At 41.9% G+C, this 24,981-nt stretch carries 22 protein-coding genes; 10 read left to right on the forward strand and 12 right to left on the reverse strand.

Annotation, left to right across the window (positions count from 1 at the left end; all coding sequences use genetic code 11):
* Nucleotides 1-8 precede the first annotated feature (8 nt).
* The gene (locus ACTG7X_RS08675) at nt 9-3,341 is read left to right on the forward strand and encodes a hypothetical protein (RefSeq protein WP_439258085.1); all 3,333 of its coding nucleotides are present in this window, start codon (nt 9-11) and stop codon (nt 3,339-3,341) included.
* Nucleotides 3,342-3,392: 51 nt separating this feature from the next.
* On the opposite strand, the gene rsmB is transcribed toward ACTG7X_RS08675, so the two are convergent.
* From rsmB to ACTG7X_RS08690, 3 genes are all read right to left on the reverse strand, one after another.
* A complete protein-coding gene (gene rsmB / locus ACTG7X_RS08680) occupies nt 3,393-4,754 on the reverse strand; it encodes a 16S rRNA (cytosine(967)-C(5))-methyltransferase RsmB (protein ID WP_439258086.1) in 1,362 nt (453 codons plus the stop codon).
* Nucleotides 4,751-5,701 carry a methionyl-tRNA formyltransferase gene (fmt, locus tag ACTG7X_RS08685; protein ID WP_439258087.1) on the reverse strand — a complete coding sequence of 317 codons (951 nt, stop codon included), beginning with the start codon at nt 5,699-5,701 and terminating at the stop codon, nt 4,751-4,753. The genes rsmB and fmt overlap by 4 nt, the downstream gene beginning before the upstream one ends.
* A 100-nt stretch (nt 5,702-5,801) precedes the next feature.
* Nucleotides 5,802-6,305 (reverse strand): DUF2301 domain-containing membrane protein, encoded by a 504-nt coding sequence (locus ACTG7X_RS08690; protein ID WP_439258088.1) that lies wholly within the window; start codon nt 6,303-6,305, stop codon nt 5,802-5,804.
* A 111-nt stretch (nt 6,306-6,416) separates the two neighbouring features.
* Here ACTG7X_RS08690 and ACTG7X_RS08695 point away from each other — a divergent pair, with 111 nt between their 5' ends.
* Nucleotides 6,417-7,103 (forward strand): amidophosphoribosyltransferase, encoded by a 687-nt coding sequence (locus tag ACTG7X_RS08695; RefSeq protein ID WP_439258089.1) that lies wholly within the window; start codon nt 6,417-6,419, stop codon nt 7,101-7,103.
* Nucleotides 7,104-7,177: 74 nt separating this feature from the next.
* The gene (nfuA, locus tag ACTG7X_RS08700) at nt 7,178-7,762 is read left to right on the forward strand and encodes a Fe-S biogenesis protein NfuA (RefSeq protein ID WP_439258090.1); all 585 of its coding nucleotides are present in this window, start codon (nt 7,178-7,180) and stop codon (nt 7,760-7,762) included.
* A 68-nt stretch (nt 7,763-7,830) separates the two neighbouring features.
* Here nfuA and ribF read toward each other — a convergent pair whose 3' ends face one another.
* The 3 genes from ribF to focA form a co-directional block, all read right to left on the reverse strand.
* Nucleotides 7,831-8,760 carry a bifunctional riboflavin kinase/FAD synthetase gene (ribF, locus tag ACTG7X_RS08705; RefSeq protein ID WP_439258091.1) on the reverse strand — a complete coding sequence of 310 codons (930 nt, stop codon included), beginning with the start codon at nt 8,758-8,760 and terminating at the stop codon, nt 7,831-7,833.
* Between the two features lie 143 nt (nt 8,761-8,903).
* Nucleotides 8,904-11,216: a formate C-acetyltransferase gene (pflB, locus tag ACTG7X_RS08710; protein ID WP_439258092.1), complete on the reverse strand. Its 2,313-nt coding sequence runs from the start codon at nt 11,214-11,216 to the stop codon at nt 8,904-8,906.
* 73 nt (nt 11,217-11,289) lie between these two features.
* Nucleotides 11,290-12,147 carry a formate transporter FocA gene (gene focA / locus ACTG7X_RS08715; protein WP_439258143.1) on the reverse strand — a complete coding sequence of 286 codons (858 nt, stop codon included), beginning with the start codon at nt 12,145-12,147 and terminating at the stop codon, nt 11,290-11,292.
* A gap of 275 nt (nt 12,148-12,422) precedes the next feature.
* Here focA and hinT point away from each other — a divergent pair, with 275 nt between their 5' ends.
* The 4 genes from hinT (at nt 12,423) to rlmC (ending at nt 15,470) form a co-directional block, all read left to right on the forward strand.
* The gene (gene hinT, locus ACTG7X_RS08720; RefSeq protein WP_439258093.1) at nt 12,423-12,773 is read left to right on the forward strand and encodes a purine nucleoside phosphoramidase; all 351 of its coding nucleotides are present in this window, start codon (nt 12,423-12,425) and stop codon (nt 12,771-12,773) included.
* Between the two features lies 1 nt (nt 12,774).
* Entirely contained in the window at nt 12,775-13,131 is a 357-nt protein-coding gene (locus ACTG7X_RS08725) for a YcfL family protein (protein ID WP_439258094.1), read from the forward strand.
* Nucleotides 13,132-13,239: 108 nt separating this feature from the next.
* On the forward strand, nt 13,240-14,286 hold the full coding sequence (gene nagZ, locus ACTG7X_RS08730) for a beta-N-acetylhexosaminidase (RefSeq protein WP_439258095.1): 1,047 nt from the start codon (nt 13,240-13,242) through the stop codon (nt 14,284-14,286).
* Entirely contained in the window at nt 14,286-15,470 is a 1,185-nt protein-coding gene (rlmC, locus tag ACTG7X_RS08735) for a 23S rRNA (uracil(747)-C(5))-methyltransferase RlmC (protein ID WP_439258096.1), read from the forward strand. The genes nagZ and rlmC overlap by 1 nt, the downstream gene beginning before the upstream one ends.
* A 33-nt stretch (nt 15,471-15,503) precedes the next feature.
* Here the strand turns inward: rlmC and ACTG7X_RS08740 are convergent, their stop codons facing one another.
* The 3 genes from ACTG7X_RS08740 to murJ all read right to left on the reverse strand — a co-directional run bounded on the left by ACTG7X_RS08740 (nt 15,504) and on the right by murJ (nt 19,283).
* On the reverse strand, nt 15,504-16,568 hold the full coding sequence (locus ACTG7X_RS08740) for a Fic family protein (RefSeq protein WP_439258097.1): 1,065 nt from the start codon (nt 16,566-16,568) through the stop codon (nt 15,504-15,506).
* Between the two features lie 127 nt (nt 16,569-16,695).
* A complete protein-coding gene (locus ACTG7X_RS08745) occupies nt 16,696-17,574 on the reverse strand; it encodes a DMT family transporter (protein WP_439258098.1) in 879 nt (292 codons plus the stop codon).
* Between the two features lie 134 nt (nt 17,575-17,708).
* Nucleotides 17,709-19,283 (reverse strand): murein biosynthesis integral membrane protein MurJ, encoded by a 1,575-nt coding sequence (gene murJ / locus ACTG7X_RS08750; RefSeq protein WP_439258099.1) that lies wholly within the window; start codon nt 19,281-19,283, stop codon nt 17,709-17,711.
* Nucleotides 19,284-19,547: 264 nt separating this feature from the next.
* On the opposite strand from murJ, the gene rpsT reads away from it, so the two are divergent.
* Nucleotides 19,548-19,811, forward strand: a complete 264-nt coding sequence (gene rpsT / locus ACTG7X_RS08755) for a 30S ribosomal protein S20 (protein ID WP_386689482.1) — start codon at nt 19,548-19,550, stop codon at nt 19,809-19,811.
* 101 nt (nt 19,812-19,912) lie between these two features.
* Here rpsT and ACTG7X_RS08760 read toward each other — a convergent pair whose 3' ends face one another.
* From ACTG7X_RS08760 to ACTG7X_RS08770, 3 genes are all read right to left on the reverse strand, one after another.
* The gene (locus ACTG7X_RS08760) at nt 19,913-21,274 is read right to left on the reverse strand and encodes a sodium-dependent transporter (protein WP_439258100.1); all 1,362 of its coding nucleotides are present in this window, start codon (nt 21,272-21,274) and stop codon (nt 19,913-19,915) included.
* 82 nt (nt 21,275-21,356) lie between these two features.
* The gene (gene ald / locus ACTG7X_RS08765; RefSeq protein ID WP_439239791.1) at nt 21,357-22,469 is read right to left on the reverse strand and encodes an alanine dehydrogenase; all 1,113 of its coding nucleotides are present in this window, start codon (nt 22,467-22,469) and stop codon (nt 21,357-21,359) included.
* Between the two features lie 191 nt (nt 22,470-22,660).
* Nucleotides 22,661-23,317 (reverse strand): YtjB family periplasmic protein, encoded by a 657-nt coding sequence (locus ACTG7X_RS08770; RefSeq protein WP_439258101.1) that lies wholly within the window; start codon nt 23,315-23,317, stop codon nt 22,661-22,663.
* A gap of 71 nt (nt 23,318-23,388) precedes the next feature.
* Here ACTG7X_RS08770 and serB point away from each other — a divergent pair, with 71 nt between their 5' ends.
* Together serB and ACTG7X_RS08780 are read left to right on the forward strand one after the other, a co-directional pair.
* On the forward strand, nt 23,389-24,333 hold the full coding sequence (gene serB, locus ACTG7X_RS08775) for a phosphoserine phosphatase (RefSeq protein ID WP_439258102.1): 945 nt from the start codon (nt 23,389-23,391) through the stop codon (nt 24,331-24,333).
* 11 nt (nt 24,334-24,344) lie between these two features.
* Nucleotides 24,345-24,836, forward strand: a complete 492-nt coding sequence (locus ACTG7X_RS08780; RefSeq protein ID WP_439258103.1) for a YajQ family cyclic di-GMP-binding protein — start codon at nt 24,345-24,347, stop codon at nt 24,834-24,836.
* The last annotated feature ends 145 nt before the right edge of the window (nt 24,837-24,981 follow it).

Genomic DNA, 24,981 nt, shown 5'->3' on the forward strand with positions numbered 1-24,981 from the left:
AAACTTTTATGACAGTCTTACTCAAAATTAAAACCCAAGGCAACACACAAACCATTGAGGTTGCCAAAAATGTCGCTAATCAGGCGGTAAAAATTCAGCACGTCGGTGGCAACGCGGTTTATGAACTGCTCGATTTAGACACCAACGTCGCGCCACAACAGATCGTCAGCAAACGTGTTGGCAACGATTTACATATTATCTTCCAAGATTCACAAGATGAAGATTTAATTATCGCGGATTATTATAACGATCCCGCCTTAATCCAAGGCTTGGCCGAAAACGGACAATATTATCCTTACATCCCAGCCAACAGCGAAGCCACCAGTGCCATTGCGGCGTTAAATGACAGCATGCTTGCTACCGAAGTCTTAGGTGGTGACGCCATTTTTACCGGTTGGGCGCCACATTGGGGGCTGGCCGCTGCCGGCGCGGCAGCCATGGCCGCGATTGCTGTTGCCGCGGGTGGTAGCGGTGGCGGAAGCTCGTCTACGCCAAGTACACCCGCCTCGAAGAAAATTACGGATGACGTTGATCCAACGGATCTGTTGGATGAAAAGACCAATACGGATACGCGTATCGTTGTTCAAGACGATAAAAACTTAACCCCCGAAGATAAAGCGGCGGTGCTTGACGCATTAAGCAAGAACTTGGAAAACCAAATGAAACCAGATGTGATGGGCGCGTTAGGCAATGAAGATGTCCCACCACAATGGACAGATAAAGGCTTAGTGATTACTTACGCGGACGGTTCAACCGATACTATTCCGTTAGATCAATTGATTAAAGAGTTAATCACTACTGACTTGGATCCAACGGATCCCGTCGCCACCCCAGTGGAAAACAAAGAGCAGTTAACTGAGGCCGAAAAAGCCGCTGTTAAGAAAGCCGTAGAAGATGCTAATAAGGGCATTGCGGACAAAATCAAATCCGTCGTCGTGGCAGATGATGGGACCGTTACTGTCACCTATACCGACGACTCAACCGACGAGATTTCTCCTGATAAGACTGTTAAAGACTTTATCACTAAGGGCGTGGATCCGACGGACTTATACCAAGAAGAAGATGGCGAAAATCCAGCGGTAGATACCCGTGTTCCGGTTGATAGCACAACCGCGCCGAGTGACGACGAAAAAGCCGCGGTGATTGAGGCGTTAAAAGCGAATGCAGAGAACGCAGCGAAACCAGACGTGATTGCGGCCTTAGAAAACACAACAAATCCACCAAAATGGGAAGGGGATGAACTTATCATTACCTACACAGACGGTTCAACTGACAAGATCGACTTAGATCAATTGGTGAAACTGAAGATTACGAAAAGTGTGGATCCAACCGACCTTTGGGAAAACGAGGTAGACACCCGTGTCGAAGCGGTTTATCCACAGGACTGGAGCAAAGTGAACAAGGAAGAAACTCAGCGCGTGGTGGCTGCCTTGAAAGCGCGTTCTGAAAACGAAGATAAACAAGATGTTATTGATGCCTTAGACAATAAGGAAAATCCACCAAAATGGACGCCAGATGGCTTATTAATTACTTATCTGGATGGCTCAACGGACACCATTCCATTGGATCAGTTGCTGAAAGAGTATGAGCCTGTCGTGCCAGAATTGCGTGATTTGAACACCGGTGCGGTGTTGGTTTACTTGCCTGAGAAGATGGTGACAGTCGTTGTGGAGTACACGGATGAAAAGACAGGTGAACCAAAAACCCTCACTTTCACCAACGTCAATGACGGCACTTGGGTATCAAGCGAGCCGAGTATTGTTGACCTCAGTGCGGGGGACTATGCGACTATTTATGCAACGGCCGTGCAAGACGGTTCCGAAGTGAAAGCGCATTCTGAAAACTCGGTTGGCACCAAGTCAGATTACAGCCGTATCATTCAAGCCGCGCCTAACCAAGAATTTTTCGATCCATTCACGTCGGAAAGTACAGGCGCAGTTGATGAAGTCTATGCGGATTACAAACTAGATACCTTATTGAAATATAAGGCGACTTGGGAGGCAAACGGTGTAACTGTTACGATTGAAGATACTAGTGGTACCGCATCAGATGACACGTGGTTGCCGGGAAAAAGACTTAAAGTAGAAAATGGTGAAAAAGATAGCCAATATGTGATAACGGGCGATATGATCAGCAGCAGTACAAGTGACAATGTTAATATTCAAATTGGCTCTGTCCAGACGAATAATGCGGTTATCGTACACGGCGACATCAGCGGTGCACCAAATAGTGCGGTTGATACGGGCTTAATTGACTTCACCAATGGTTTCACCCAAGCTGGTGGTACCGGCTATACCGTGCGTACTGGGGTGAGATTTATGGAAGGGGCGGACTTGCTTTGGGTCGGTGCCTCTAATCCTAATGTCGATCTCTACTTTAACCCCGCCACAGGTTATAGCTTTACCCAAACTGAAGGCGCAACTCTGGTGACCCCAAGTGTGCCGGCAGCCAGCAAAGAAACCACCGGTGGATCAATGCGTTATGCTGAAGTGGTGTTTGACAATGGGGCGGGGGATAATGATGCTGGTGGTGATGACACATTGGTTGTGGAAGGCACCAGCGACAAAACGCTTGCGCAAGATCCGACAAACGCGGCGATTTACAACAGCTTAATCAGCTTGGGTGCAGGTAATGACACCATTTTAACTGGCAGTGGTACAGGCGAAACCGACTATTCAGGGATGATTCTGAATTCTAAGATTGTTGTGGCTGATGTCTATAATGAAACCTATTTTGACAATGATGCTAACGAAGGAGCGGGCGGAACATACGCATTCAGAGGCGATAATACCATTATCACCACAGGCTTGAAAGACAGCGTGGTTGAATTTGGTATGGCTTACAATAGCGGTGATGATTCGTATAGCGGACTTGATTCTGAATCAACGACCATTGTCAATGACGACACCATCAGCATTGAATATGGTACAGATAACGGCGAGTTCAGCAGTACAGGCAACCAAATCAATATGGGACACGGTGTGGATACGTTAATCTTCACAGGTACAAACCAAACCTATGTGCTTGCGGATATTTCCACCACACCAATGTCGGTTGAAACCGTGAGAATCGCCGGTGACAACAACAAGGTGACCGTGGCATTAAGCGACTTGTTAGACACTGGAGGCAATGTAAACGTCGACGTTGAAATCGGACAAGAAGGCAGAGCCATCTTCCGTATTGCCAACGAAGGTACAGACAACGAAGTCACCTTGGACGAAGCCTTTGTCAATACCGGTAGAGAAGAAGTCAGCAAAAATAACGGCACCTACGATATTTATTCGGTGACAGGTTATGACAACTTGTTTATTTACGTTGATCAAACCTTGACGATTGCTTAATCTGAGTTAACGAAAAAACGCGGTGGAAATATCGCGTTTTTTTGTTTTTTCTTACCGCGCCACTTTTCTTAATTTCGCATAATAGAACCCATCCCCCCCTTGTTCTGAGGGAAAAAACTGGACGCCGATATTTTGCTGTTCAAAGGGCAAATCTTCTAATTTCGCATTGTTATTTTCCGCCAGAAAACGGGCAATTTGTTGCGCATTTTCTTCAGGCAACACCGAACAAGTCGCATAGAGTAACACGCCATTGGGCTTTAAGGTGGCCCAAAGTGCGGTGAGAATTTGCCGTTGTAATTGGACTAATGGGGTAATATCGCTTTCTTGACGTAACCATTTGATATCAGGGTGGCGTCGGATCACACCAGTCGCAGAACAGGGCGCATCTAATAAAATACGATCAAATTGCACCGCACTTTGTTTGCCAATAATCGCTTTTGCCACGGTTGGTAACCATTGTTTAGGTTGGCTTGCATCACCGCAAATAACGAGGGCTTTTTGATGTAACCGTGCCAGATTTTCTTCCACCCGTTTTAAGCGGCTTTGTTCTACATCCAACGCCACCACCTTGGCTTGTGGCGCCAATTCTAAAATATGCGTGGTTTTCCCCCCCGGGGCGGCACAAGCATCTAAAATCAGTTCGCCATTTTGTCCTCCTAAGAGAAGAGCAGACCATTGTGCATGGACATCTTGCACGGTTAGCCATCCCTCGGCAAAATGGGGTAAATTTTGTACGGCGGTAGGGTTGGCTAAACGTAACGCATAAGGATTGCTGTCGGTAAAACTGGTTAAATCTGTTTTGGTGAATAATTGTTGGTGGTAATCTTGCGCTGAACAATGTTGTGCATTCACCCGAATCCACATTGGCGGTTTTTGGTTATTTGCCTCGATAATGTCCCGCCAGTTTGGATAGGCCTTTTTCAGTTTATTGACGAACCATTCAGGGTGATAGGTTTGCCAATGTTTATCCACCACGGCCAATAGGTTGTCTTGTTCACGTAAGAAACGGCGTAATACGCCATTAATCAGGCCACGAAAACCCTCGGATTTCAATGCTTTGGTGGCATTTACTACTTCATTAATGGCGGCATGGGGCGGAATGCGGGTGTAAAGTAACTGATACAAGCCGACCAATAATAAACAATGGACGATCCGTGTTTTGCCTTTTAGCGGTTTATCCACGAGCAAGCGAATAATCCATTCCAGACGAGGCAAAACACGACAAATACCAAAGCAGATTTCTTGTAATAGGGGCAAATCCTGTGCTTTTACTTGGCCTTGTTTTTCTGGCATGAGCGCAGAGAGGGATTTGCCTTGATCCAGCACTTGTAACATCATTTGTGCGGCGGGGGCTCTGACTTCCATGGGGTGCGAAAGTGCGGTGTTTTTGGTCGGTTTTTTTGTGTCGGTCATAACACATCCCCTACCTTAAACCAATCGGCACGCCCATTGAGAAAATCTTGTACCCACATGGGTTTTTTGCCCGCAGGCTGTAACTGGGTAATATTGAGCACGCCTTGGGCGGTGGCGATTTGAATGCCATATTTATCCACCGCAATAATGCTGCCCGCTGTTTTATCCTGATGTGGCAAACAGGTCGCTTGATGAATTTTAATACGTTCTTCTTGCCCCTGATAGGAGAGTGTGAGAAACGCCATGGGGGCCGGATTAAAGGCACGAATATTGCGTTCTAACTGTTCCGCTGACAAGGTCCAATTTAATTGCGCCTCTTCTTTGCTCAGTTTTTCTGCATAATTACTTTGGCTATCTTGTTGTTTTTCTGGGGAGAATTTCTCCGTAGTTAAATTATCCAACACCTCAATCAAGGCGGGAGGCGCCAATTCTGCCAATTTATGATAGAGCGTTGCGGCGGTTTCATTAGGCGCAATATCACAATAGACTTTGTGCAACATATCACCGGTGTCTAGCCCTACGTCCATTTGCATAATGGTGACACCCGTTTGTTTATCGCCCGCCCAAATGGCCCGTTGAATGGGTGCGGCACCACGCCAACGAGGCAAGATTGAACCATGCACGTTTAAACAACCAAACTTAGGCGCTTGTAATACCGCTAAGGGTAAAATTAAACCATAAGCCACCACTACCATCACATCCGCCTTGAGATTGGCTAATTCGGCTTGCGCCTCCGCTTGACGCAGGGATTTTGGTTGATAAATGGGTAATTGATATTGCTCGGCCAGCTGTTTGACCGGACTGGCTTGGAGTTTCTTGCCTCGGCCAGCGGGCTTGTCCGGTTGCGTGTACACCGCAATCACATTGTGTTGCGAATTTAATAGGGCTTGTAAATGTTGGGCGGCAAAATCGGGTGTGCCGGCGAAAATAATGTTCAGTTTCTGCATAGGGTAAAGTGCGACGTTATGTTAATCAAAGAGGTCATAATAATAGCCTTTTCATCTGCAGATTGCCAGATGAAAAGGCCGAAAAAAGGGTGCAATCCGGCTAAATTTGATATTTCCCTTTATCCCCAATATCAAAATGCAACGGCATACGCCATTTTTGAATGGCTAACACCGTAAAAAGTGCGGTGCAAATTACGCATAAAATTTGTAATCCTAAGGTGATTTGCATGACTTTGGTGACCCATAATAAGGCCACAAAAATCGGCATCAGGTTCAAGGCAAAAATACGGAAACAAAAATATTCTTTAAAGCAAAGTCCGCCCAAGGTCACCAAGGCTGCACCCAGAGCTAATTCTGTTTGGCCGATAATTTGGAAAAATAAGGCTAACCATGTGGAAAATTGTAATAACAGACGGAATGATTTGAGATAAATATGCAAGGATGAGGCACAAAGTAATGCTGCGGCTAACAGGCCAATTTGCGCAAATTCATAATAGGGTAAAAGTGCGGTAAAAATTGCGGCGAAAACAAAACCGCTACGATAAAGACAGACGGTCAGTTTATCTAAAACGTCCATTGGGGATTTAATGTGCGGATCAGCCATGATAATTCTCCTGATTTTGTGATCTTGATTCCAAATTGAACAAGCAATGATTGCGTTCATTCGGTTTTTCGGTAAGAGTATCACAAATTCACTTAAATGATAAAAGATAAAATGAACTGGTTTGGCTTGAGTTGTGTGCAATGTCAGCAAAAATTGGCCATAGGATCCCATGGGTTATGTAGCCGTTGTAATGCGGAGATTCGCCGTTTTGCCTATTGCGGTTGCTGTGGGGCGGAATTAATCCGTGATGAATTACATTGTGGTAAATGTTTACAGCAGGAACCGGCATGGCAACAAATGGTGATTATCGGACGCTATGCGGAACCCTTATCGACGCTGATTCACCGTTTTAAATTCCAAGGGCAATTTTGGTTAGATCGCAGTTTGGCACGTTTGTTGTATTTGGCGGTACGACAGGCCAGACGAACCCATGGGTTAACGTTACCAGATGTGATTTTACCGGTGCCACTGCATCATGTTCGCCATTGGCGACGTGGTTATAATCAAGCTGCATTATTGGCGAAATGGTTGGCTCGTTGGTTAAACATTCCTATGCGAGAAGATTTGTTATTCCGCACTAAACATACCCCTAGCCAGCGTGGTTTAACCGCCAAAGCTCGGCGTAATAATCTAAAAAATGCGTTTATTGTGCAAAAGAAGATAAAAAAATGCAATTATCGTTCAGTTTGTCTTCTTGATGATGTGATTACCACCGGTTCAACCATGAATGAAATAGCGAAACAATTACGCAAAATGGGGATACAACATATTCAAGTTTGGGGGCTTGCTCGCACATAAAATTTGCATAAAAGCCGATCTCAGCGTATCATTCCCGACTAAATAAGTAAGATTAAAGAAACGCAAGGAAAAACATGCAACAAATTAGTATTTCAGCCGCTGCACAGGCACATTTTCGTAAATTATTAGATCAACAAGAAGAGGGTACCAATATTCGTATTTTCGTAGTGAACCCCGGTACACCGAGTGCGGAATGTGGCGTGTCTTATTGTCCGACCAATGCGGTGGAAGAAACCGATACCGAAATGCAATATGACACATTTTCTGCTTTTGTAGATGAAGTGAGTTTGCCATTTTTGGAAGATGCGGAAATTGACTATGTGACTGAAGAATTGGGGGCTCAATTAACTTTAAAAGCACCGAATGCCAAAATGCGTAAGGTATCAGATGACGCACCGCTAATCGAACGTGTGGATTATGTGATTCAGACCCAAATTAACCCACAATTAGCTAGCCATGGTGGGCGTATTACCTTAGTTGAACTGACTGATGATGGCTATGCCATTTTACAATTTGGTGGTGGCTGTAATGGTTGTTCTATGGTGGATGTCACCTTAAAAGACGGTGTGGAAAAACAATTAGTCGACATGTTCCCGAATGAATTAAAAGGGGCAAAAGATGTGACCGAACACCAACGTGGTGAGCATTCTTATTATTAATTTGGCTAATATTTAGCGTAAAAGTGCGGTGAAAATTTTTGTGTTTTCTCGCACTTTTTATATAGGGTTTATTTGGCAGAAAAATAAGCTCTCGCAATTTCTTTATCTTGTTGAATTTGCTGTTTTAACGCCTCAAGGCTAGCAAATTTTATTTCATTGCGTAATTTATAGCAAAATTCAATTTGAATATTTTGTCCATATAAATTCTGATTAAAATCAAACAGATGTACTTCTAATAATTGTATTGTGCCATTAATGGTGGGTCGTTGTCCGACATTCGCAACACCTTGTACAATTTGCCCATTTTTTAATTCTGCACGTACGGCATAGACACCTTTAATGGGATTGACTTGGCGATGTAAATGAATATTGGCGGTCGGGAAACCAAGCGTACGCCCTAATTTTTTGCCATGAATCACTTTGCCCCAAATTCGATAAGGGCGACCCAATAATTTTTCAGCATCAACCAGTCGATCTTCTGCCAGTGCTTGGCGAATGGCAGTACTGCTAATACGTAATTGATCTAAGCAAAAAGTGCGGTTATTTTCCACTTCAAATCCATATTGCTGACCGGATTGTTGCAGTAATGCAAAATTGCCTTGTCGGGCTTGTCCAAAGTGGAAATCATCTCCAATGCTTAAGAATTTTACGTTGAGTTTATTGACTAATAATTCGCTAATAAAATCTTGTGCAGTTTGTTCGGCAAAAGTGCGGTCAAATTTAACACAGATAACATAATCTATGTTGGCTTGTTGAAAGTAATGTAACTTATCTCGCAATCGCATTAATCTGGCAGGGGCTTTTTCGCCTTGAAAATATTCTCTCGGTTGGGGTTCAAAAATCATCACCGCTGTCGGTAAATTTAATGCCTGCGCTTTTTCTTTTAAATGGCTTAAGATTTTTTGGTGTCCTAAATGAATGCCGTCAAAATTGCCGATGGTTAAGGCACAAGGGGGAAAGTTTGTCGAAAAATGGTTCAGGCTACGAATAAGTTGCATAGTTAATTAGGTTTATTTTTTTAGATTCTGTGTTTTATTATACGCATAAATACAAAAAAAGCCTAGCACTGGCGTACTAGGCTAAATATGTGGTCGCTACTCCGTAGCTTAACCCTACACGCAAGTGCAGGGCTTTTTGCTAATTACATCGCTTCCGTAAAGGTACGAGTAATCACATCTTGTTGTTGTTCACGCGTTAATGAGTTGAAACGTACCGCATAACCTGACACACGAATGGTTAATTGTGGGTATTTTTCAGGGTGTTCAACCGCATCTAGCAATGTTTCACGATTTAATACGTTCACATTCAAGTGCTGACCGCCTTCCACTTCAGCCTCGTGGTGGAAATAACCGTCCATTAAGCCCGCTAAGTTACGTTTTTGTGCCTCATAATCTTTACCTAACGCATTTGGTACGATAGAGAAAGTATAGGAAATACCATCTTTCGCATAAGCGAATGGTAATTTCGCCACAGAAGTTAATGAGGCTACCGCACCTTTTTGGTCACGTCCGTGCATTGGGTTTGCACCCGGTCCGAATGGCGCACCTGAACGGCGACCGTCTGGAGTGTTACCGGTTTTCTTACCATACACCACGTTAGAAGTAATGGTTAACACAGATTGTGTTGGTACGGCATTACGGTAGGTTTTATGGGTTTGGATTTTCTTCATAAAACGTTCAACTAAATCCACCGCAAGATCATCTACACGACTGTCGTTGTTACCGAATTGTGGATATTCACCTTCGATTTCAAAGTCGATAGCCACATTGCTTGCGACCACGTTACCGTCTTTATCTTTAATATCGCCACGAATTGGTTTAACTTTGGCATATTTAATCGCAGATAAAGAGTCCGCAGCCACAGAAAGTCCAGCAATACCGCACGCCATGGTACGATAAACATCACGATCATGTAATGCCATTAATGAGGCTTCATACGCATATTTATCGTGCATAAAGTGAATGATATTTAATGCAGTCACATATTGAGTCGCTAACCAATCCATAAAGTGATCGGTACGTTCCATGACTTCATCAAAGTTTAAGTATTCTGACGTAATCGGCGTAGATTTAGGACCGACTTGCATACCTGATTTTTCATCAATACCACCGTTGATCGCATAAAGCATGGTTTTCGCCAAGTTTGCACGCGCACCAAAGAATTGCATTTGTTTACCCACCACCATTGGTGATACACAGCACGCAATCGCATAGTCGTCATTGTTGAAGTCAGGACGCATTAAGTCATCGTTTTCGTATTGCACAGAAGAAGTATCAATAGACACTTTGGCACAATAGCGTTTGAAGCCTTCTGGTAACTGTTCAGACCAAAGAATAGTTAAGTTTGGTTCTGGTGACGGTCCCATGGTGTAAAGAGTGTGTAAAATACGGAAGCTGTTTTTTGTTACTAAGGTACGACCGTCTAAGCCCATACCCGCTAAGGTTTCAGTTGCCCACATTGGGTCGCCAGAGAATAATTGATCGTATTCTGGCGTACGTAAGAAACGCACCATACGCAATTTCATCACTAAGTGGTCGATTAATTCTTGTGCTTCTTGTTCAGTAATTTTACCTGCTTGCAAATCACGTTCGATATAAATATCTAAGAATGAAGAGACACGACCGAATGACATTGCCGCACCGTTTTGCGATTTAACCGCCGCTAAATAGGCGAAGTAAGTCCATTGTACAGCTTCTTGTGCGTTGGTCGCTGGATTTGAAATATCAAAACCATAACTTGCTGCCATTTCTTTGATTTTGCCTAAGGCACGATGTTGTTCAGCAATTTCTTCACGTAATTGAATCGTTGCTTGAATATCTTCGCCTGCTTCTAAACGTGGTTGTAATGAGGCAAATTGTTTAAATTTGTCTTTCATTAAGAAATCAATACCGTACAAGGCAACACGGCGATAGTCACCGATAATACGACCACGACCATAGGCATCTGGTAAACCCGTAATCACGCCTGATTTACGGCAACGTAGAATATCTGGTGTGTAAACATCAAATACCCCTTGGTTGTGGGTTTTACGGTATTCCGTAAAGATATGTTCAACTTCAGGGTTTAATTCACGGCGATAAACTTGGCATGAACCTTTCACCATTTTAATCCCACCGTAAGGGATAATCGCACGTTTTAAAGGTGCATCAGTTTGTAAACCCACGATTTTTTCTAATTTTTGGTCAATATAACCTGGTTTGTGTGAAGTAATGGTGGACGGTGTGTCACAGTCGATATCATACGGCTCGTGCGTGGCATTTTCCACTTTGATTTTTTCCATTACATCGGCCCAAAGGGTCGCCGTGGCAGGGGTCACTTCCGCTAAGAAAGATTCGTCACCTTCATACGGCGTATAGTTTTTTTGGATAAAATCACGTACGTTGACTTCAGTTTGCCAATCACCCGCAGTGAAACCTTGCCATGCTTGTTGTTGAGTTTCTGTTAATTGAGTCATTTGGATACTTCCCCTCTTTAATTAATAAACTTTTCACGATATAAAAACAAGCGAACTTGCTTTTACGACTAACCTAATGTGCGTGCGGTCGGTTCGTAAACCATTGCATTAACGCAATACAAACCCCACCACCCACAATGTTACCTAAGGTAACGGGAATTAAATTTTTGACGATAAAATGATAGACATCTAAATCCGCAAAACGTGCCGGATCCACATTAATTAATTGCCAAAATTCTGGCGAAGATCCCTGTGCGGTTAAAATACCTAACGGAATCATAAACATATTGGCCACGCTATGCTCAAAGCCCGAGGCCACGAATAAGCCAATCGGTAAAATCATAATAAAGGCTTTATCGGTTAAGGTTTTACCGGCATAACTCATCCAAATCGCAATGCACACCATAATGTTACACAAGATACCTAAGCAAAACGCCTCGCTCCAAGTGTGATGAATTTTATGTTGAGCGGTTTGCAAAATGGTTAAGCCCCATTGACCGTTTGCAGCCATTAACTGACCACCAAACCAGATTAAACTGACAATAAAAATCGCCCCAACAAAATTGCCTAAATACACCACCACCCAGTTACGTAGCATTTGTGCGGTGTTAATCCGCCCCCCGACACGGGCGACCAATGTCATGGTGGAGGAAGTAAATAATTCTGAGCCACAAACCACCACCATAATCACGCCCACGGAAAACACTAAACCGCCCACTAATTTGGTTAATCCCCAAGCAGCACCGGCACTGCCTGTTTGTGTGGTGGTATAAAAAACGAATGCCAACGCAATAAACGCCCCAGCAGAAATGGCCGATAGAAAAGAGTAGAATTGATTTTTACTGGCTTTATAGGCCCCTGCATCTTCACCAATTTGTGCCATTTGCGTTGGGCTTGCCATAACTGTTGAGCTGTTTTCTTCAGATTTCATCATTTTTAATTTTTATATTGCTATGCTACGTCTCTTGCTATGCGACGTATAAGCTAAACATTTTTTGAAAATTTACAAATTTTGTTAATTATACGGATAAACTCGCCCCAAAAGCAAAGAAATTTCATCAAACTCCGCAGAAAACTTGTTTTAGATCAAAAAGCATAACAGACCCGTAACAAGGCATTAACAAATGCCCTTAAAAATTGCAATTTCTTTCAATTTCTGCTAAAAAGTGCGGTAAGATTTTTCCAATTTTTATAAAGGACAAGGCCATGCCACAAGAAACCATTTTCAGTAACATTATCCGTAAAGAAATTCCCGCCGATATAGTGTATCAAGATGACTTGGTGACCGCATTTCGTGATATTTCACCGCAAGCCAACACCCATATTTTAATCATTCCAAATAAGATTATTCCCACGGTGAATGATGTGACCGCAGCAGACGAACAGACGCTCGGCCGTTTATTTACTGTGGCGGCTAAACTCGCACAACAAGAGGGCATTGCAGAAGACGGCTACCGCTTGATTGTGAACTGCAATAAACACGGCGGACAAGAAGTGTTTCATCTGCATATGCACCTTGTCGGTGGTGAACCTTTAGGCAGAATGTTGGCGAAATAATATGAAAAAAATTCTCCTTATTTGCACCGCACTTTTTCTGGCAGCATGTAGCTCCGTGCCGTCGTTAACCTATACGCACAAGCCGATTTTAAATATTGCAGCGGAACTCCATCCGCTGATTGAAGCCAGTGTGACGGCACAGTCCGCTTGGGTTAAAAATAAATCAAGCCAACAGATTAATGTGCAATATGATGTTTTTTGGTACGACCAAAATGGCGTGACGCAACCGGTGAGCTTACAACAAGATCAATATCGGGCAACTTTATTGCTTGCATCTGAACAACAGCAAGCCATTCATTTGAGTAAGCCAACACCGGAAAGTGTGAATTATCGGTTGTATTTGCAGTTGAAACAATAAACTATCGCAAAACTATCGTAGTGGCGTATTGCATACGCCCTATCTCACTCAAAGGTTAATACTAAGGGCGTATGCAATACGCCCCTACACATACGAATAAGGCAAATTATGTCAACCCTATTAATCGATCTTAAAGGTCAACAACTCGAGCAAGAAGAAATCGAAAAATTAGCACATCCCCTCGTCGCAGGCTTAATTCTATTCAGTCGCAATTTTTACGACCTGGAACAAATTCAAGCCCTGATTAAAGCGGTTCGGCAACGAGTGAAAAAGCCCTTATTGATCACCGTGGATCAAGAGGGCGGTCGAGTACAACGTTTTCGTGACGGTTTTACCCAACTGCCTGCTATGCAGTCTTTTGCGGAAATCGGTTTCAATCAGGAAACCCAACAACATCTGGCCTTAGAAAGCGGTTGGCAAATGGCCGCTGAAATGACGGCTTTGGATATTGATCTCAGTTTTGCTCCAGTGTTGGATTTGGGTCATCAATGTAAAGCCATTGGCGATCGTAGTTTTCACTGCGAGATTGAACCTACCATTCGTCTTGCCACCGCCTTTATTCAAGGCATGAAACAAGCAGGCATGGCGACCACAGGCAAACATTTCCCAGGGCATGGTCATGTGATAGCCGACAGTCATTTAGAAACGCCTTATGATGAGCGTCCAAGTGCGGTGATTTTTGAGCAAGATATTCAGCCGTTTCAACAGTTGATTGCCAACAATTTGCTTGATGCGATTATGCCTGCTCATGTGATCTATACGCAATGTGATGACCAACCAGCCAGTGGGTCAAGTTACTGGTTACAAACTATTCTTCGCCAACAATTCGGCTTTAACGGCGCCATTTTCTCTGATGATCTTGGCATGAAAGGGGCCGGATTTATGGGCGATTTTGTAGAGCGTAGCGAAAAAGCCTTGCGAGCCGGTTGTGATTTACTCTTGTTATGTAACGAACCTGATGGCGTGGTGCAAGTGTTGGATAACTTAAAATTGCAAGAAAATGCACCGCACTTTGAGCAACGTCAACGACGTTTACGTTCCTTGTTTAAACGCCGTTCTTTTTCATGGAATGAACTGATGAAAAGCGAACGTTGGTTAAAAAATCATAAAGACTTAACGGCCGTTCAACAGCTGTGGTTAGCACGTAACGCCTAATGATAAATTGTCAACATTATCAAACCCTGCAGTGTCAATCTTGCCAATGGATAGAAAAAGCCTATCCGTTGCAATTAGTCGATAAGCAGGCTCATTTAAAACAACAAATCACCCACTTGGATCAATCGCAATTACAGTGGTTTGATCCTTTTCCGTCTCCATTGACGGCTTTTCGCAACAAAGCCAAAATGGTGGTGTCGGGAGCGGTGGAACGCCCGATTTTAGGTATTATCAACGAGCAAAATCAAGCAGTGGATTTAACCGATTGTGAACTTTATCCCCCACATTTCGCTGATGTTTTCCCTATTCTCAAAGACTTTATTGGACGTGCAGGGTTAGTGCCATACAACATAGCAAAACAAAAAGGCGAACTGAAATTTATTTTACTCACGGAAAGCCGTTATAACGGCGAATTGATGTTGCGTTTTGTATTACGATCTGAAAACAAGATTGGGTTAATTCAACGAGAATTAGCGAAATTACAAGCAAAATTACCGCAGTTAAAGGTAATTACCGCGAATATTCAACCCCAGCATGCGGCGATTTTAGAGGGCGAAAAAGAAATTTTCCTTACTGAACAGCAAGTGTTAGAAGAGCAATTTAACCACATTCCGCTATTTATCCGTCCACAAGGTTTTTTCCAAACCAATCCAACCGTGGCAGAAAACCTTTATGCGACAGCTCAACAGTGGATAAAAGATTTCCCCGTTAATTCGCTGTGGGATTTGTTTTGTGGCGTAGGCGGATTTGGTTTACATTGTGCGAAAGCACTTAGCGAGAAAAATCCGCATGTTGAATTAACTGGTATTGAAATTTCACCGTCTGCCATTCAAGCGGCGAAAAAATCAGCGGAAAAGTGCGGTCTAAAAAATGTCAATTTTCAATCCTTAGATGCCGCTAATTTTGCCTTAAAGGATCAACAAGAAAAGCCTGATTTAGTGATCATCAATCCCCCAAGACGAGGTATTGGCAAGCCGTTAGCCCAATTTCTCAATCAAATGCAACCGCCATTTATTTTATATTCCAGCTGTAATGCGGTGAGTATGGGAAAAGATTTAGCCGAATTAAGTCATTACCAACTTCGCAAAATTCAGCTATTTGATATGTTTCCACATACTAGTCATTATGAAGTGTTGGGGTTGTTGGTAAGCATTTCTTCTGGTGAGATTGAAGAATATGTATAGAAAAATGCACTTTTCTATACATATTCATGGACGCTAATCCCGATTTAAAAATAACTCAAATAATGGGCGATTGATATAGTAGTTACTCCGTCCTATTTTTTCTTTTTCAAGTACACCAATATTCACTAATTCATTAAGGTAACTTGTGGCAGTGAGCCGAGAAACATTTAACTCATTCATAATAAATTCAATTTTGGTATAGGGGTGATTGAATAAATTATTGAGTAATTCTTGTTGATAGATTTTGGGTAACTCGGTACGGATTTTATGCTTATAATGTTGCATTAATTTTTTAATTTCATTCACTAATATGATACTAGATTGAGCCGTTTGAGTAACGCCGTCTAGCATATAAATTAACCAATTCTCCCAATTACCAGTATCACGTACTTCTTGTATATAACGATAATAATCTTGTTTATTTTTAATAAGATAGTGGCTTAAATACAGTACAGGAAGATCTAATAAATCTTGTGCAACCAGATAGAGAATATTTAAAATTCTCCCTGTTCTACCGTTGCCATCATAAAATGGGTGAATACTTTCAAATTGATGATGAATAATTGCCATTTTAACCAGTGGATCAAGGTCACTAAGCGCATTGTTATTAATAAACTCAACGAGGTTACTCATAAGATTTTGTACATCATCAGCATGTTGTGGAGGCGTATAAATAATCTCACCGAGGTTGTTTTTTAGTGATGTTCCTGGTAATCGTCTTAAGCCCGCTTTGTTTTGCTCTAAAATTTCTTGAATGGCTAAAATATCCCGTAATAAAATAATCCTTTGTGTGCGGACATGTTCAAAAGCTGCCTTTAAAGCCTGATTGTAGTTTTGTACTTCTTTTGTGGCAAGACTAACAAAGTGTTCATCAGATAATTCGGCTTTAAATAATTCATCATGTGTTGTCACTATATTTTCAATAGCAGAACTATTTTTAGCTTCTTGTAGTGCAAGGGTATTAATTAAAATCGCTTCATTGGGAATTGTCCCTACCACCCCTTTTAACTCTGCCAAAGCACGATTTGCTAACATGGCTTTTTTTAATACTGCCTTTGTTTCAAGTTGCTCTATATTTGGAAAGGGAAGAAATTGCATGGTTTATCTCTTTTTTAGTCAATAATTGTTCTTTTATTAATCGATATATATAGAAAATAGCACTTTTCTATACATGTTTTTTTAATATGTATAGAAAAGTGCTATTTTCTATACATATCCCATTTGCTCATTGTAACTTCGGACTTGTCCATTTTCTAAACCAAACAGGTAATAGCGTGGATCCCATGGCGGAGAAAATAACCAAAGCGACACCGACTGCTGTGACCAAAGAAAGATGTTCGCCTAAAATCAGCAAAGCAAGAAAAACCCCAAACACAGGTTCTAAGGCACTGAAAATAGCGGAAATATTGGCACTGACATCTTGTAAGCCTTTATTCCATAAAATATAGGCTAACCATGTGCAACCGATAGATAAATAGAGAATTCCCCAAATACCCTCAATACTTGGGGTGATTTGCCAGTTTTGGGTGAATAATAGCGTCATTGGCAAACAAGTCACCGTACCGAGTACGATTAAAATATTGGTAAATTCAACGGGTTTAAGTTCTCTCATTACGCTTTTGCTCATATATAAACAGAACGCAAAAATAAACCCACCGGATAACACCATTAAACAGCCTAATAAACTGACGTCGCCCTGTTCTTCTGATCCCAATACCACTAAAGCCACTCCAATAAAGGCAATGACGCCGAAAATAATATCAATTAATTTAAGCCGTTGTTTGAAGAATAATACGCCAACTAGCACGGTAATTAAGGGTTCTGCTCCGAGCATTGTGACGGCACTGGCGGCGGAGGTGAAAGACAGCCCGATAAATTGCAACATAAATACCGTTGGAAACACCAAACATGCAATTAGCCACATTTTTTTGACTAAATGGCTTGGAATTTTGCGATAAGCAGGAAAAAACGCAGGCAAAGAAAAAATGGCGGCAATGGCTAAACGTAATTGCACGGTAATGGCAGGGTCAAACATGTCATAACTGTATTTTCCTGCAATAAATGAACTTCCCCAAATAAGGGCAGCTAATAGTAAATAAATCATTATGTTTCTTAAATCCTCGAACCCTCACCCTAGCCCTCTCCCAAAGGGAGAGGGAACGATTTTGGGTGTTAATTAATCTATGTCAGTTCCAGTCCCCTCTCCCTTTGGGAGAGGGTTAGGGGGAGGGTCAAAACTTAATTTCTCACCAAAATATCCCGTTGTCGCACACCAAACAACATTAACATAGCAAAATAGCTCACCGCTGCCACGGCAATTAACCAAATCAACCAGTGAATACGCATAAACAAGCTCATAGCATTCCACTCCATTAAATTAGGACTAAAATACCACACCAACGATCCCATTACCACGGCAGAAAGCAAAACTTTGCTAAAAAATACCGCACTTTTTTTCGAAAAATGATACACATCGGCTTGGGCTAAACCACGATAAAGCAAATAAGCATTGAGCGTAGCTGACATGGCAGACGCAATGGCTAAACCCACATAACTAAACGGAATAGCCAATAGATTAAAGCCCATATTACTGACCATGGCAATAATCCCAATTTTCACCGGCGTTTTGGTGTCTTGTCTGGCGTAGTAACCGTTCGCCAGAATTTTGATTAGCATAAAACTCAATAAACCAGCATTAAATCCCCACAATGAAAGGGCAGCGGCTTGCACGTCATTGAGCAAAAATTGCCCACGCATAAATAACGTGAGTAACATGGGTTCTGCTAATACCGTAATACCGATCATGGCTGGTACGCCGAGTAATAAAATCATACGAACGCCCCAATCCATAGTTTGACGAAAATCCACCGCACTTTTTTGTGCATCATCACTACGATTCACATGATGACGAGCTAATGTGGGCAAAATCACGGTAGAAATCGCAATGCCAAATAAACCGAGCGGAAATTCCAGTAAACGGTCGGAATAATACAGCCAGCTAATCGATCCTGTCATTAAAAAACTGGCAATAAAGGTATCAAGCAATAAATTAATTTGACTGACGGAAACGCCGAATAACGCAGGAATCATCAGGGTACGGATTTTTTTCACACCCACATCATTCCACGCCCATTGAGGTTTAACTAATAAGCCAGCTTGACGCAAAAAGGGAATTTGAAACAGAAATTGTAGCAAACCACCGACAAAAATACCGATTGCCAACGCAAGATCAGGGCTATCTAAATGTGGCGCTAATAAAAGTGCGGTGCAAATCATGGCAATATTCAGCAATACAGGCGAGAAAGACATCACGCCGAATTTGCCAATGGTGTTTAAAATCGCCCCTGATAACGCCACAAACGTAATAAACCATAAATAAGGGAAAGTAATTTTAAGCAATAATGACGCTTGGCTAAATTTTTCCGCATTGGGTCCATCGTTAAGCCAATCCACAAACCAACCTGTCCCGAAAATGGCGGCGACAATCGGCGAAGCAATCATAGCGAATACAGTAACAAGAGTCACTAAACCGCCTAAGGTTCCCGACACTTTGGCAATAAATTCACGAGTTTTGTTGATGTCGCCTGATTTTTGATATTCCGCTAACACTGGCACAAAGGCTTGCGAAAACGCCCCTTCTGCGAACAAACGGCGTAAAAAATTCGGAATACGGTTAGCAAATAAAAACACGTCGGCGGCAGCTCCTGCCCCGATAATATTGGCAATCACCACATCTCGCACTAAACCGAGTATCCGTGAAAGTAATGTCATGCTGCTGACGATAATGCCTGATTTTAAAAGTCGTTTACTCAAAATAGGTGTTCTCAATGTAGAAATCGGAAAAAATTAGCTTAATTTTATAGAAATTTCATATTAATGCTATATTAAAACAAAAAAAACTGATAAAATCTTGCCCTACATTGTTTAAAGCGTTGCTTAACGGCTTATAGCAACCGAAAAACGGTGCCAAGATTCGGTTGTGTCTCACCGAAAACAACAAATTTACAGACAGCTCATTCTAATGTTGAATGAAAGAGCAATATTGATTAATTAACAGAAATTCTTAGGAGTTTGACCTTGGCTAATATCAAGTCAGCAAAAAAACGTGCGGTTCAATCTGAAAAACGCCGTCAACACAATGCAAGTCAACGCTCAATGATGCGTACTTACATCAAAAAAACTTATGCAGCAGTAGCAACTGGCGATAAAGCAGCTTCAGAAGCCGCTTTCGTTGAGATGCAAAAAGTCGTAGATCGTATGGCATCTAAAGGCTTAATTCACGCTAACAAAGCAGCTAACCACAAATCTAAATTAGCAGCTCAAATTAAAAAATTAGCGTAATTGTTGATTTAAAAATTAATGAAAAATAAACCGCACTTTTAAAAAGTGCGGTTTTTTTATGTGATTTTTTACGTGCTTTGATGAAAAGCACGTAACAGAGATTATAAGGAATACACAAAAATCACCAAAATCAAAATTGGAATGACATATTTCACATAGTTAAACCAAATCGTGGTGAGTTTTTCGCCGGCATTTAACTCTTGTTTGGCTTCGTCTTTTAACACAAAACCCACAAATAAAGCACAGCCAAGTGCGGTTAAAATAAACAGAATATTGCCACTGATATAATCGAAAGCGTCAAAAATACTGCGTCCGATAATGGTGACATTGTTCCATTCATTATCGCCTAACACAGAGGGAACATTGCCCAATAAGAATGTCCCGCCTAATACTAACGCAATGGATATTTTGCGGCCTAAGCGGGTTTTTTCTTGTAATGCGGTGATTAGCACTTCATAAATAGTTAATGAGGTGGTTAATGCCGCAATGATTAATAAGCCAAAGAAAATCACCGCAAAGATGGAACCGCTCCACATGTGGGAAAAGACGATTGGCAAACTTTGGAATACCAAGGTTGGGCCTGAGTTTGGCGCTACGTTAAAGGTGAATAATGAGGGGAAAATCATAAAGCCCGCTGCTAACGCAATCAGCGTATTCATTACTGCCGTAATCGAGGCGGTTTTGACCAGATTTTCTTTTTTATCTAAGTAGCTGGATAAGGTAATTAGCACACCAAAACCAAGGCTTAAGGCAAAGAAAACTTGCCCTAACACAAACACAAATAATTCTTTGGTGATTTTGGAAAAATCAGGCACCAAATAGAATTCAATCCCTTGTCCGGCGCCCGGCAAGGTGATGTTGCGTACAATCATGACCAACAAGAAAATAAACAGGATGGGCATTAAATATTTCACCGAACGTTCAATCCCGTCCATAATCCCTTTGGCTAGAATGATATAGTTCGCCAACACAAACAGGGCGGTATAACCTAAAATGGTCAACGGGCTGTTGTGAATGTAGGTGGTGAAAAATTGTGCTGTAGTGTCTGGTGTCACAGGCGAGGATAAATCCAAGGAACCGTTAATAATGCTCCCAATGTAAGTGAGTACCCAACCGCCTAATACCATGTAATAGGCCAAAATACCAAAGGAGCCTAATAATCCCATATAGCCTAAGATTTTCCAACCCGCATGAATGGGTTTACCATTCGCAGTGCCACTAAACGCATCCACCGCATTTTTGTGCATGCGGCGACCAATCACATTTTCCACTAAAATCATGGGAATACCAATGACAATCATGGCAATGCAAAACAACAAGACATAAGCACCACCGCCGTTTTCCCCGACTAAATACGGGAAACGCCAAGTCGCTCCAAAGCCCACAGTAGCGCCCGCCACCGTTAGCACATAGGTTAAACGACTTGACCATGTTTGACGTTTTTCTGTTCCATTTACCGACATAAGATTCCTCTTTCCTAGATAAAGCACACTTTCCACGATGTGATAAACATAGCGGAAAGTGCGGTTAAAATGTAATTAAAAATTAATGGGTTAAAGCTGTTTTTGGATCCACATAGTCTAAATCTAACGCATCCGTCACCCCTTTGAAAGTACAGTGACCGCCGTAAGTATTAAGGCCTTGTAACAAGGCGGGATCGGCAAGACAGGCTTTCGCAACACCGAGTTTGGCAATTTCTAAACCGTATTGTAAGGTGGAATCCGTTAAACCGAGCGTAGAGGTGCGTGCGACGCAACCTGGCATATTGGCCACGCAATAATGGATCACGCCATCTACTTCATAAATCGGATCAACGTGGGTGGTGGCTTTGGATGTTTCAAAACAACCGCCTTGGTCAATCGCAACGTCGACTAACACAGAACCTTTTTTCATTAATTTCAGATCGTCACGGGTTAATAAGTGCGGTGTTTTTGCCCCCGGAATTAACACCGCACCAATTACCACGTCTGCCTCTGGCAATAAACTAAGAATATTACCACGAGAACTGGTCAATGTTTTAATTTTCATGGAAAAAATTTGATCAATATAGGCTAAACGCGCCGCATTTATATCTAAAATGGTCACATCTGCACCAATGCCCACGGCAATTTGAGCAGCATTTAAGCCCACCACGCCGCCACCGAGGATCACCACTTTGGCTTTTGGCGTACCCGCCGTACCGCTTAATAAAATCCCTTTTCCGCCAAAGGTTTTTTGGCTATATTTGGCGGATTCTAAGGTGGCTAAACGGCCTGCAATGGAACTCATTGGCGCCAAACAAGGCAAACCGGTTGGGGTTTTAATGGTTTCATAGGCAATGGCTTGAATTTTTTTCGCAAGTAACATTTCTGTTAGCGGACGATCTGCGGCAAGGTGAAGATAGGTATAAAGAATTTGATTTTCACGGAAATAGTGGAATTCACTTTCAATCGGCTCTTTCACCTTAATGATCATCTCACTTTTGGCAAAGAGCGTGGCTTTATCCGTTAATGTGGCACCGGCAGCTTGATAATCTGCGTCGCTAAAACCAATTTCAGCCCCCGCATTATGTTCAATGTAAACCGTATGACCCGCCTCTACATAGGCTTGTACGTTGGCGGGGGTTAAGCCCACACGGTATTCTTGTACTTTGACTTCTTTTGGACAACCAATAATCATAATTTCCTCCTGAACGGAATGTTACTGACAAATAGTTTAAATAAGGATGTCATATTTTCTTAACATCTGAGTAACATTATAAAACGTCAAAAGAGAAATTAATGTGAAGTAGATCACAAATTCTGAAATTAATCGCTAAATATTGATAAGCTAATAATATATTGTATTGATCATCACAATATAATTAAGAATTAAATTCTTCTGCGACGACGGTGGAAATTCTGGCTTGCCTTGCTTTTGGTTGCTTTTACAGGCAACGTCACGGCAGAATGTTCAAGGCGTTTAACACGGCGAAAATGACCTAAAAAATAATGTACGGAGCTAGCGAGAATCACGCCGGCTAAGAAAATAATCAATAATTCGCCATATAATTGGTGAAAAATCTGGTTAATTTTGCTTTGCGTGGTTTGTCTGTATTTCGCATCAAAGGTCACCCGTAAAAAGCCCTCTAAGCCATTGGCGGAATAAATGGGTTCCACGATTTGTTGGGTGAGTTTGTCATCATTCGATTTGTCGGTGAAGGTTGGGCCATGGTTACTTTGCGCCAATAATGCGCCATTGGTGGCGTATAATGAGGCATCAAGGACAAAATTTTCTTTGGTGAGATTATCCAAATTTTCACTTAATTTGTCTGTATTCGCATTATTGACTAACAGCATGGAAAAGAAGTTGGTTTGTTGGCGAACCAATAAATGCGACAAATTGGCCACTTGATTAACACTGGCTAATTGTGAGCCGATTTGAAATTGTTTCACGCCAAATAAAATCACCCCCACCACGCCGAGGCACAAGCCAACAATTAGCAAGAGTAAACTTGATTTGACCAGTTTCTGTTTAACGATTTGCAAGTTATTTACCCAAAATAATGTAGAATATTGTATGATTGTAACATTCCAATAAAAAATTAACAGGATTTCTTATGCAAACAGTTCTTGAAAAATTGTCGCCTTTTCCCACCGCACTTTTAAGCGATCAACCGGTGGCAGAAAAAAGCGGTTATTCTATTTTATTTAGCCCTGATTTACGCCATGAAAAATTACTGGCATGGCAACAAAAGTGCGGTGAAAATTTTCAGATTTTTGACGGTTGGGAAATCGCCGGCAATAGCGTGCTGTTAATTCAAGGCGAATTTAAGCCTGAATTTATTGCTTATGCCCATGAATTACAACTAGACGCAGCGGTGATCAACTTTCATGCTAAATTAAGCCAAGCGGGCTTGTTGGTGATGGATATGGATAGCACGGCGATTAAAATTGAATGTATTGATGAAATTGCCAAACTGGCCGGCACGGGGGAAGAAGTCTCTGCCATTACGGCGGCCGCCATGCGAGGTGAATTGGATTTTGAACAAAGTTTACGCCGTCGAGTAGGTACCTTAAAAGGCACCAAAGAAAGCATTTTAAGCGAAGTTCGCCGCCATTTACCCTTAATGGAGGGGTTAAAAACCACCCTCACTGAATTACAAAAACAGGGCTGGAAAACAGCGATTGCCTCTGGTGGCTTTACTTATTTTGCGGATTATTTAAAAGACTTGCTCGGTTTAGATTATGCGGTCTCGAATCAATTTGAGATTGTGGATGGCGTGCTGACTGGCAAGGTTAAAGGCGATATTGTGCATGCCCAATATAAAGCCAATGTGTTACAACAATTAACCCAACAATTTCAGATTGATCCGCAAAATACCGTGGCCATTGGTGATGGTGCCAACGATCTTGCCATGATGAGCGTTGCGGATCTTGGCGCCGCATTTCATGCCAAACCAAAAGTACAACAACAGGCGCAAGTTGTGGTAAACTTTGCGGATTTAACAGGGTTACTGTGTTTACTCAGTGCCAACGATCATATTGCTAATTTAAATCAATAGGAGAATAAAAAATGCCATCATTTGATATTGTATCTGAACTCACTATGCACGAAGTGCGTAATGCGGTGGAAAATGCCAACCGTGTATTAAGCTCACGCTATGATTTCCGTGGCGTGGAGGCCGTTATTGAACTGAATGAAAAAAACGAAAGTATCAAAATTACCTCAGAATCGGATTTCCAACTGGAACAGTTGTTAGAAATTCTTATCGGTTCTTGCGTGAAACGAGATATTGACAGTACTTCGTTAGATGTGCCAACGGAAAGCGAACACCACGGCAAATTGTATTCCAAAGAGATTAAATTAAAACAAGGTATCGAAACCGACATGGCGAAGAAACTGGTGAAATTAATTAAAGACAGCAAAATCAAAGTACAAACCCAAATTCAGGGCGAACAAGTGCGTGTTACCGGAAAATCTCGTGATGATTTACAATCTGCCATTCAATTAGTCAAAGGGGCCGAGCTAGGACAACCGTTCCAGTTTAATAATTTCCGAGATTAGGGTATTTCGCTTTTTTGTTAAAGATAAGAGCGTGCGGTTAAAAATATTTCAATTTTTGACCGCACTTTTTTTGTAAATTTTTTGTAAAAATAGCCCAACTTTTTTTAAAAATATGACAGAGATCACATTTTTTTAATAAAATTTG

Origin of the sequence: Lonepinella sp. BR2271 (genome assembly GCF_051851515.1) — a bacterium.
Classification (GTDB): Bacteria; Pseudomonadota; Gammaproteobacteria; order Enterobacterales; family Pasteurellaceae; genus Lonepinella.

Coding starts and splice junctions, on each gene's coding strand:
- serB (WP_439258102.1), top strand. CDS start 23,389: ATGCAAACAGTTCTTGAAAAATTGTCGCCTTTTCCCACCGCACTTTTA.
- ACTG7X_RS08745 (WP_439258098.1), bottom strand. CDS start 17,574: ATGATTTATTTACTATTAGCTGCCCTTATTTGGGGAAGTTCATTTATT.
- pflB (WP_439258092.1), bottom strand. CDS start 11,216: ATGACTCAATTAACAGAAACTCAACAACAAGCATGGCAAGGTTTCACT.
- ACTG7X_RS08760 (WP_439258100.1), bottom strand. CDS start 21,274: ATGTCGGTAAATGGAACAGAAAAACGTCAAACATGGTCAAGTCGTTTA.
- ribF (WP_439258091.1), bottom strand. CDS start 8,760: ATGCAACTTATTCGTAGCCTGAACCATTTTTCGACAAACTTTCCCCCT.
- hinT (WP_439258093.1), top strand. CDS start 12,423: ATGCCACAAGAAACCATTTTCAGTAACATTATCCGTAAAGAAATTCCC.
- ACTG7X_RS08740 (WP_439258097.1), bottom strand. CDS start 16,568: ATGCAATTTCTTCCCTTTCCAAATATAGAGCAACTTGAAACAAAGGCA.
- rsmB (WP_439258086.1), bottom strand. CDS start 4,754: ATGACCGACACAAAAAAACCGACCAAAAACACCGCACTTTCGCACCCC.
- nfuA (WP_439258090.1), top strand. CDS start 7,178: ATGCAACAAATTAGTATTTCAGCCGCTGCACAGGCACATTTTCGTAAA.
- fmt (WP_439258087.1), bottom strand. CDS start 5,701: ATGCAGAAACTGAACATTATTTTCGCCGGCACACCCGATTTTGCCGCC.
- rlmC (WP_439258096.1), top strand. CDS start 14,286: ATGATAAATTGTCAACATTATCAAACCCTGCAGTGTCAATCTTGCCAA.
- ACTG7X_RS08695 (WP_439258089.1), top strand. CDS start 6,417: ATGAACTGGTTTGGCTTGAGTTGTGTGCAATGTCAGCAAAAATTGGCC.
- ACTG7X_RS08725 (WP_439258094.1), top strand. CDS start 12,775: ATGAAAAAAATTCTCCTTATTTGCACCGCACTTTTTCTGGCAGCATGT.
- ald (WP_439239791.1), bottom strand. CDS start 22,469: ATGATTATTGGTTGTCCAAAAGAAGTCAAAGTACAAGAATACCGTGTG.
- nagZ (WP_439258095.1), top strand. CDS start 13,240: ATGTCAACCCTATTAATCGATCTTAAAGGTCAACAACTCGAGCAAGAA.
- ACTG7X_RS08675 (WP_439258085.1), top strand. CDS start 9: ATGACAGTCTTACTCAAAATTAAAACCCAAGGCAACACACAAACCATT.
- ACTG7X_RS08780 (WP_439258103.1), top strand. CDS start 24,345: ATGCCATCATTTGATATTGTATCTGAACTCACTATGCACGAAGTGCGT.
- ACTG7X_RS08690 (WP_439258088.1), bottom strand. CDS start 6,305: ATGGCTGATCCGCACATTAAATCCCCAATGGACGTTTTAGATAAACTG.
- focA (WP_439258143.1), bottom strand. CDS start 12,147: ATGAAATCTGAAGAAAACAGCTCAACAGTTATGGCAAGCCCAACGCAA.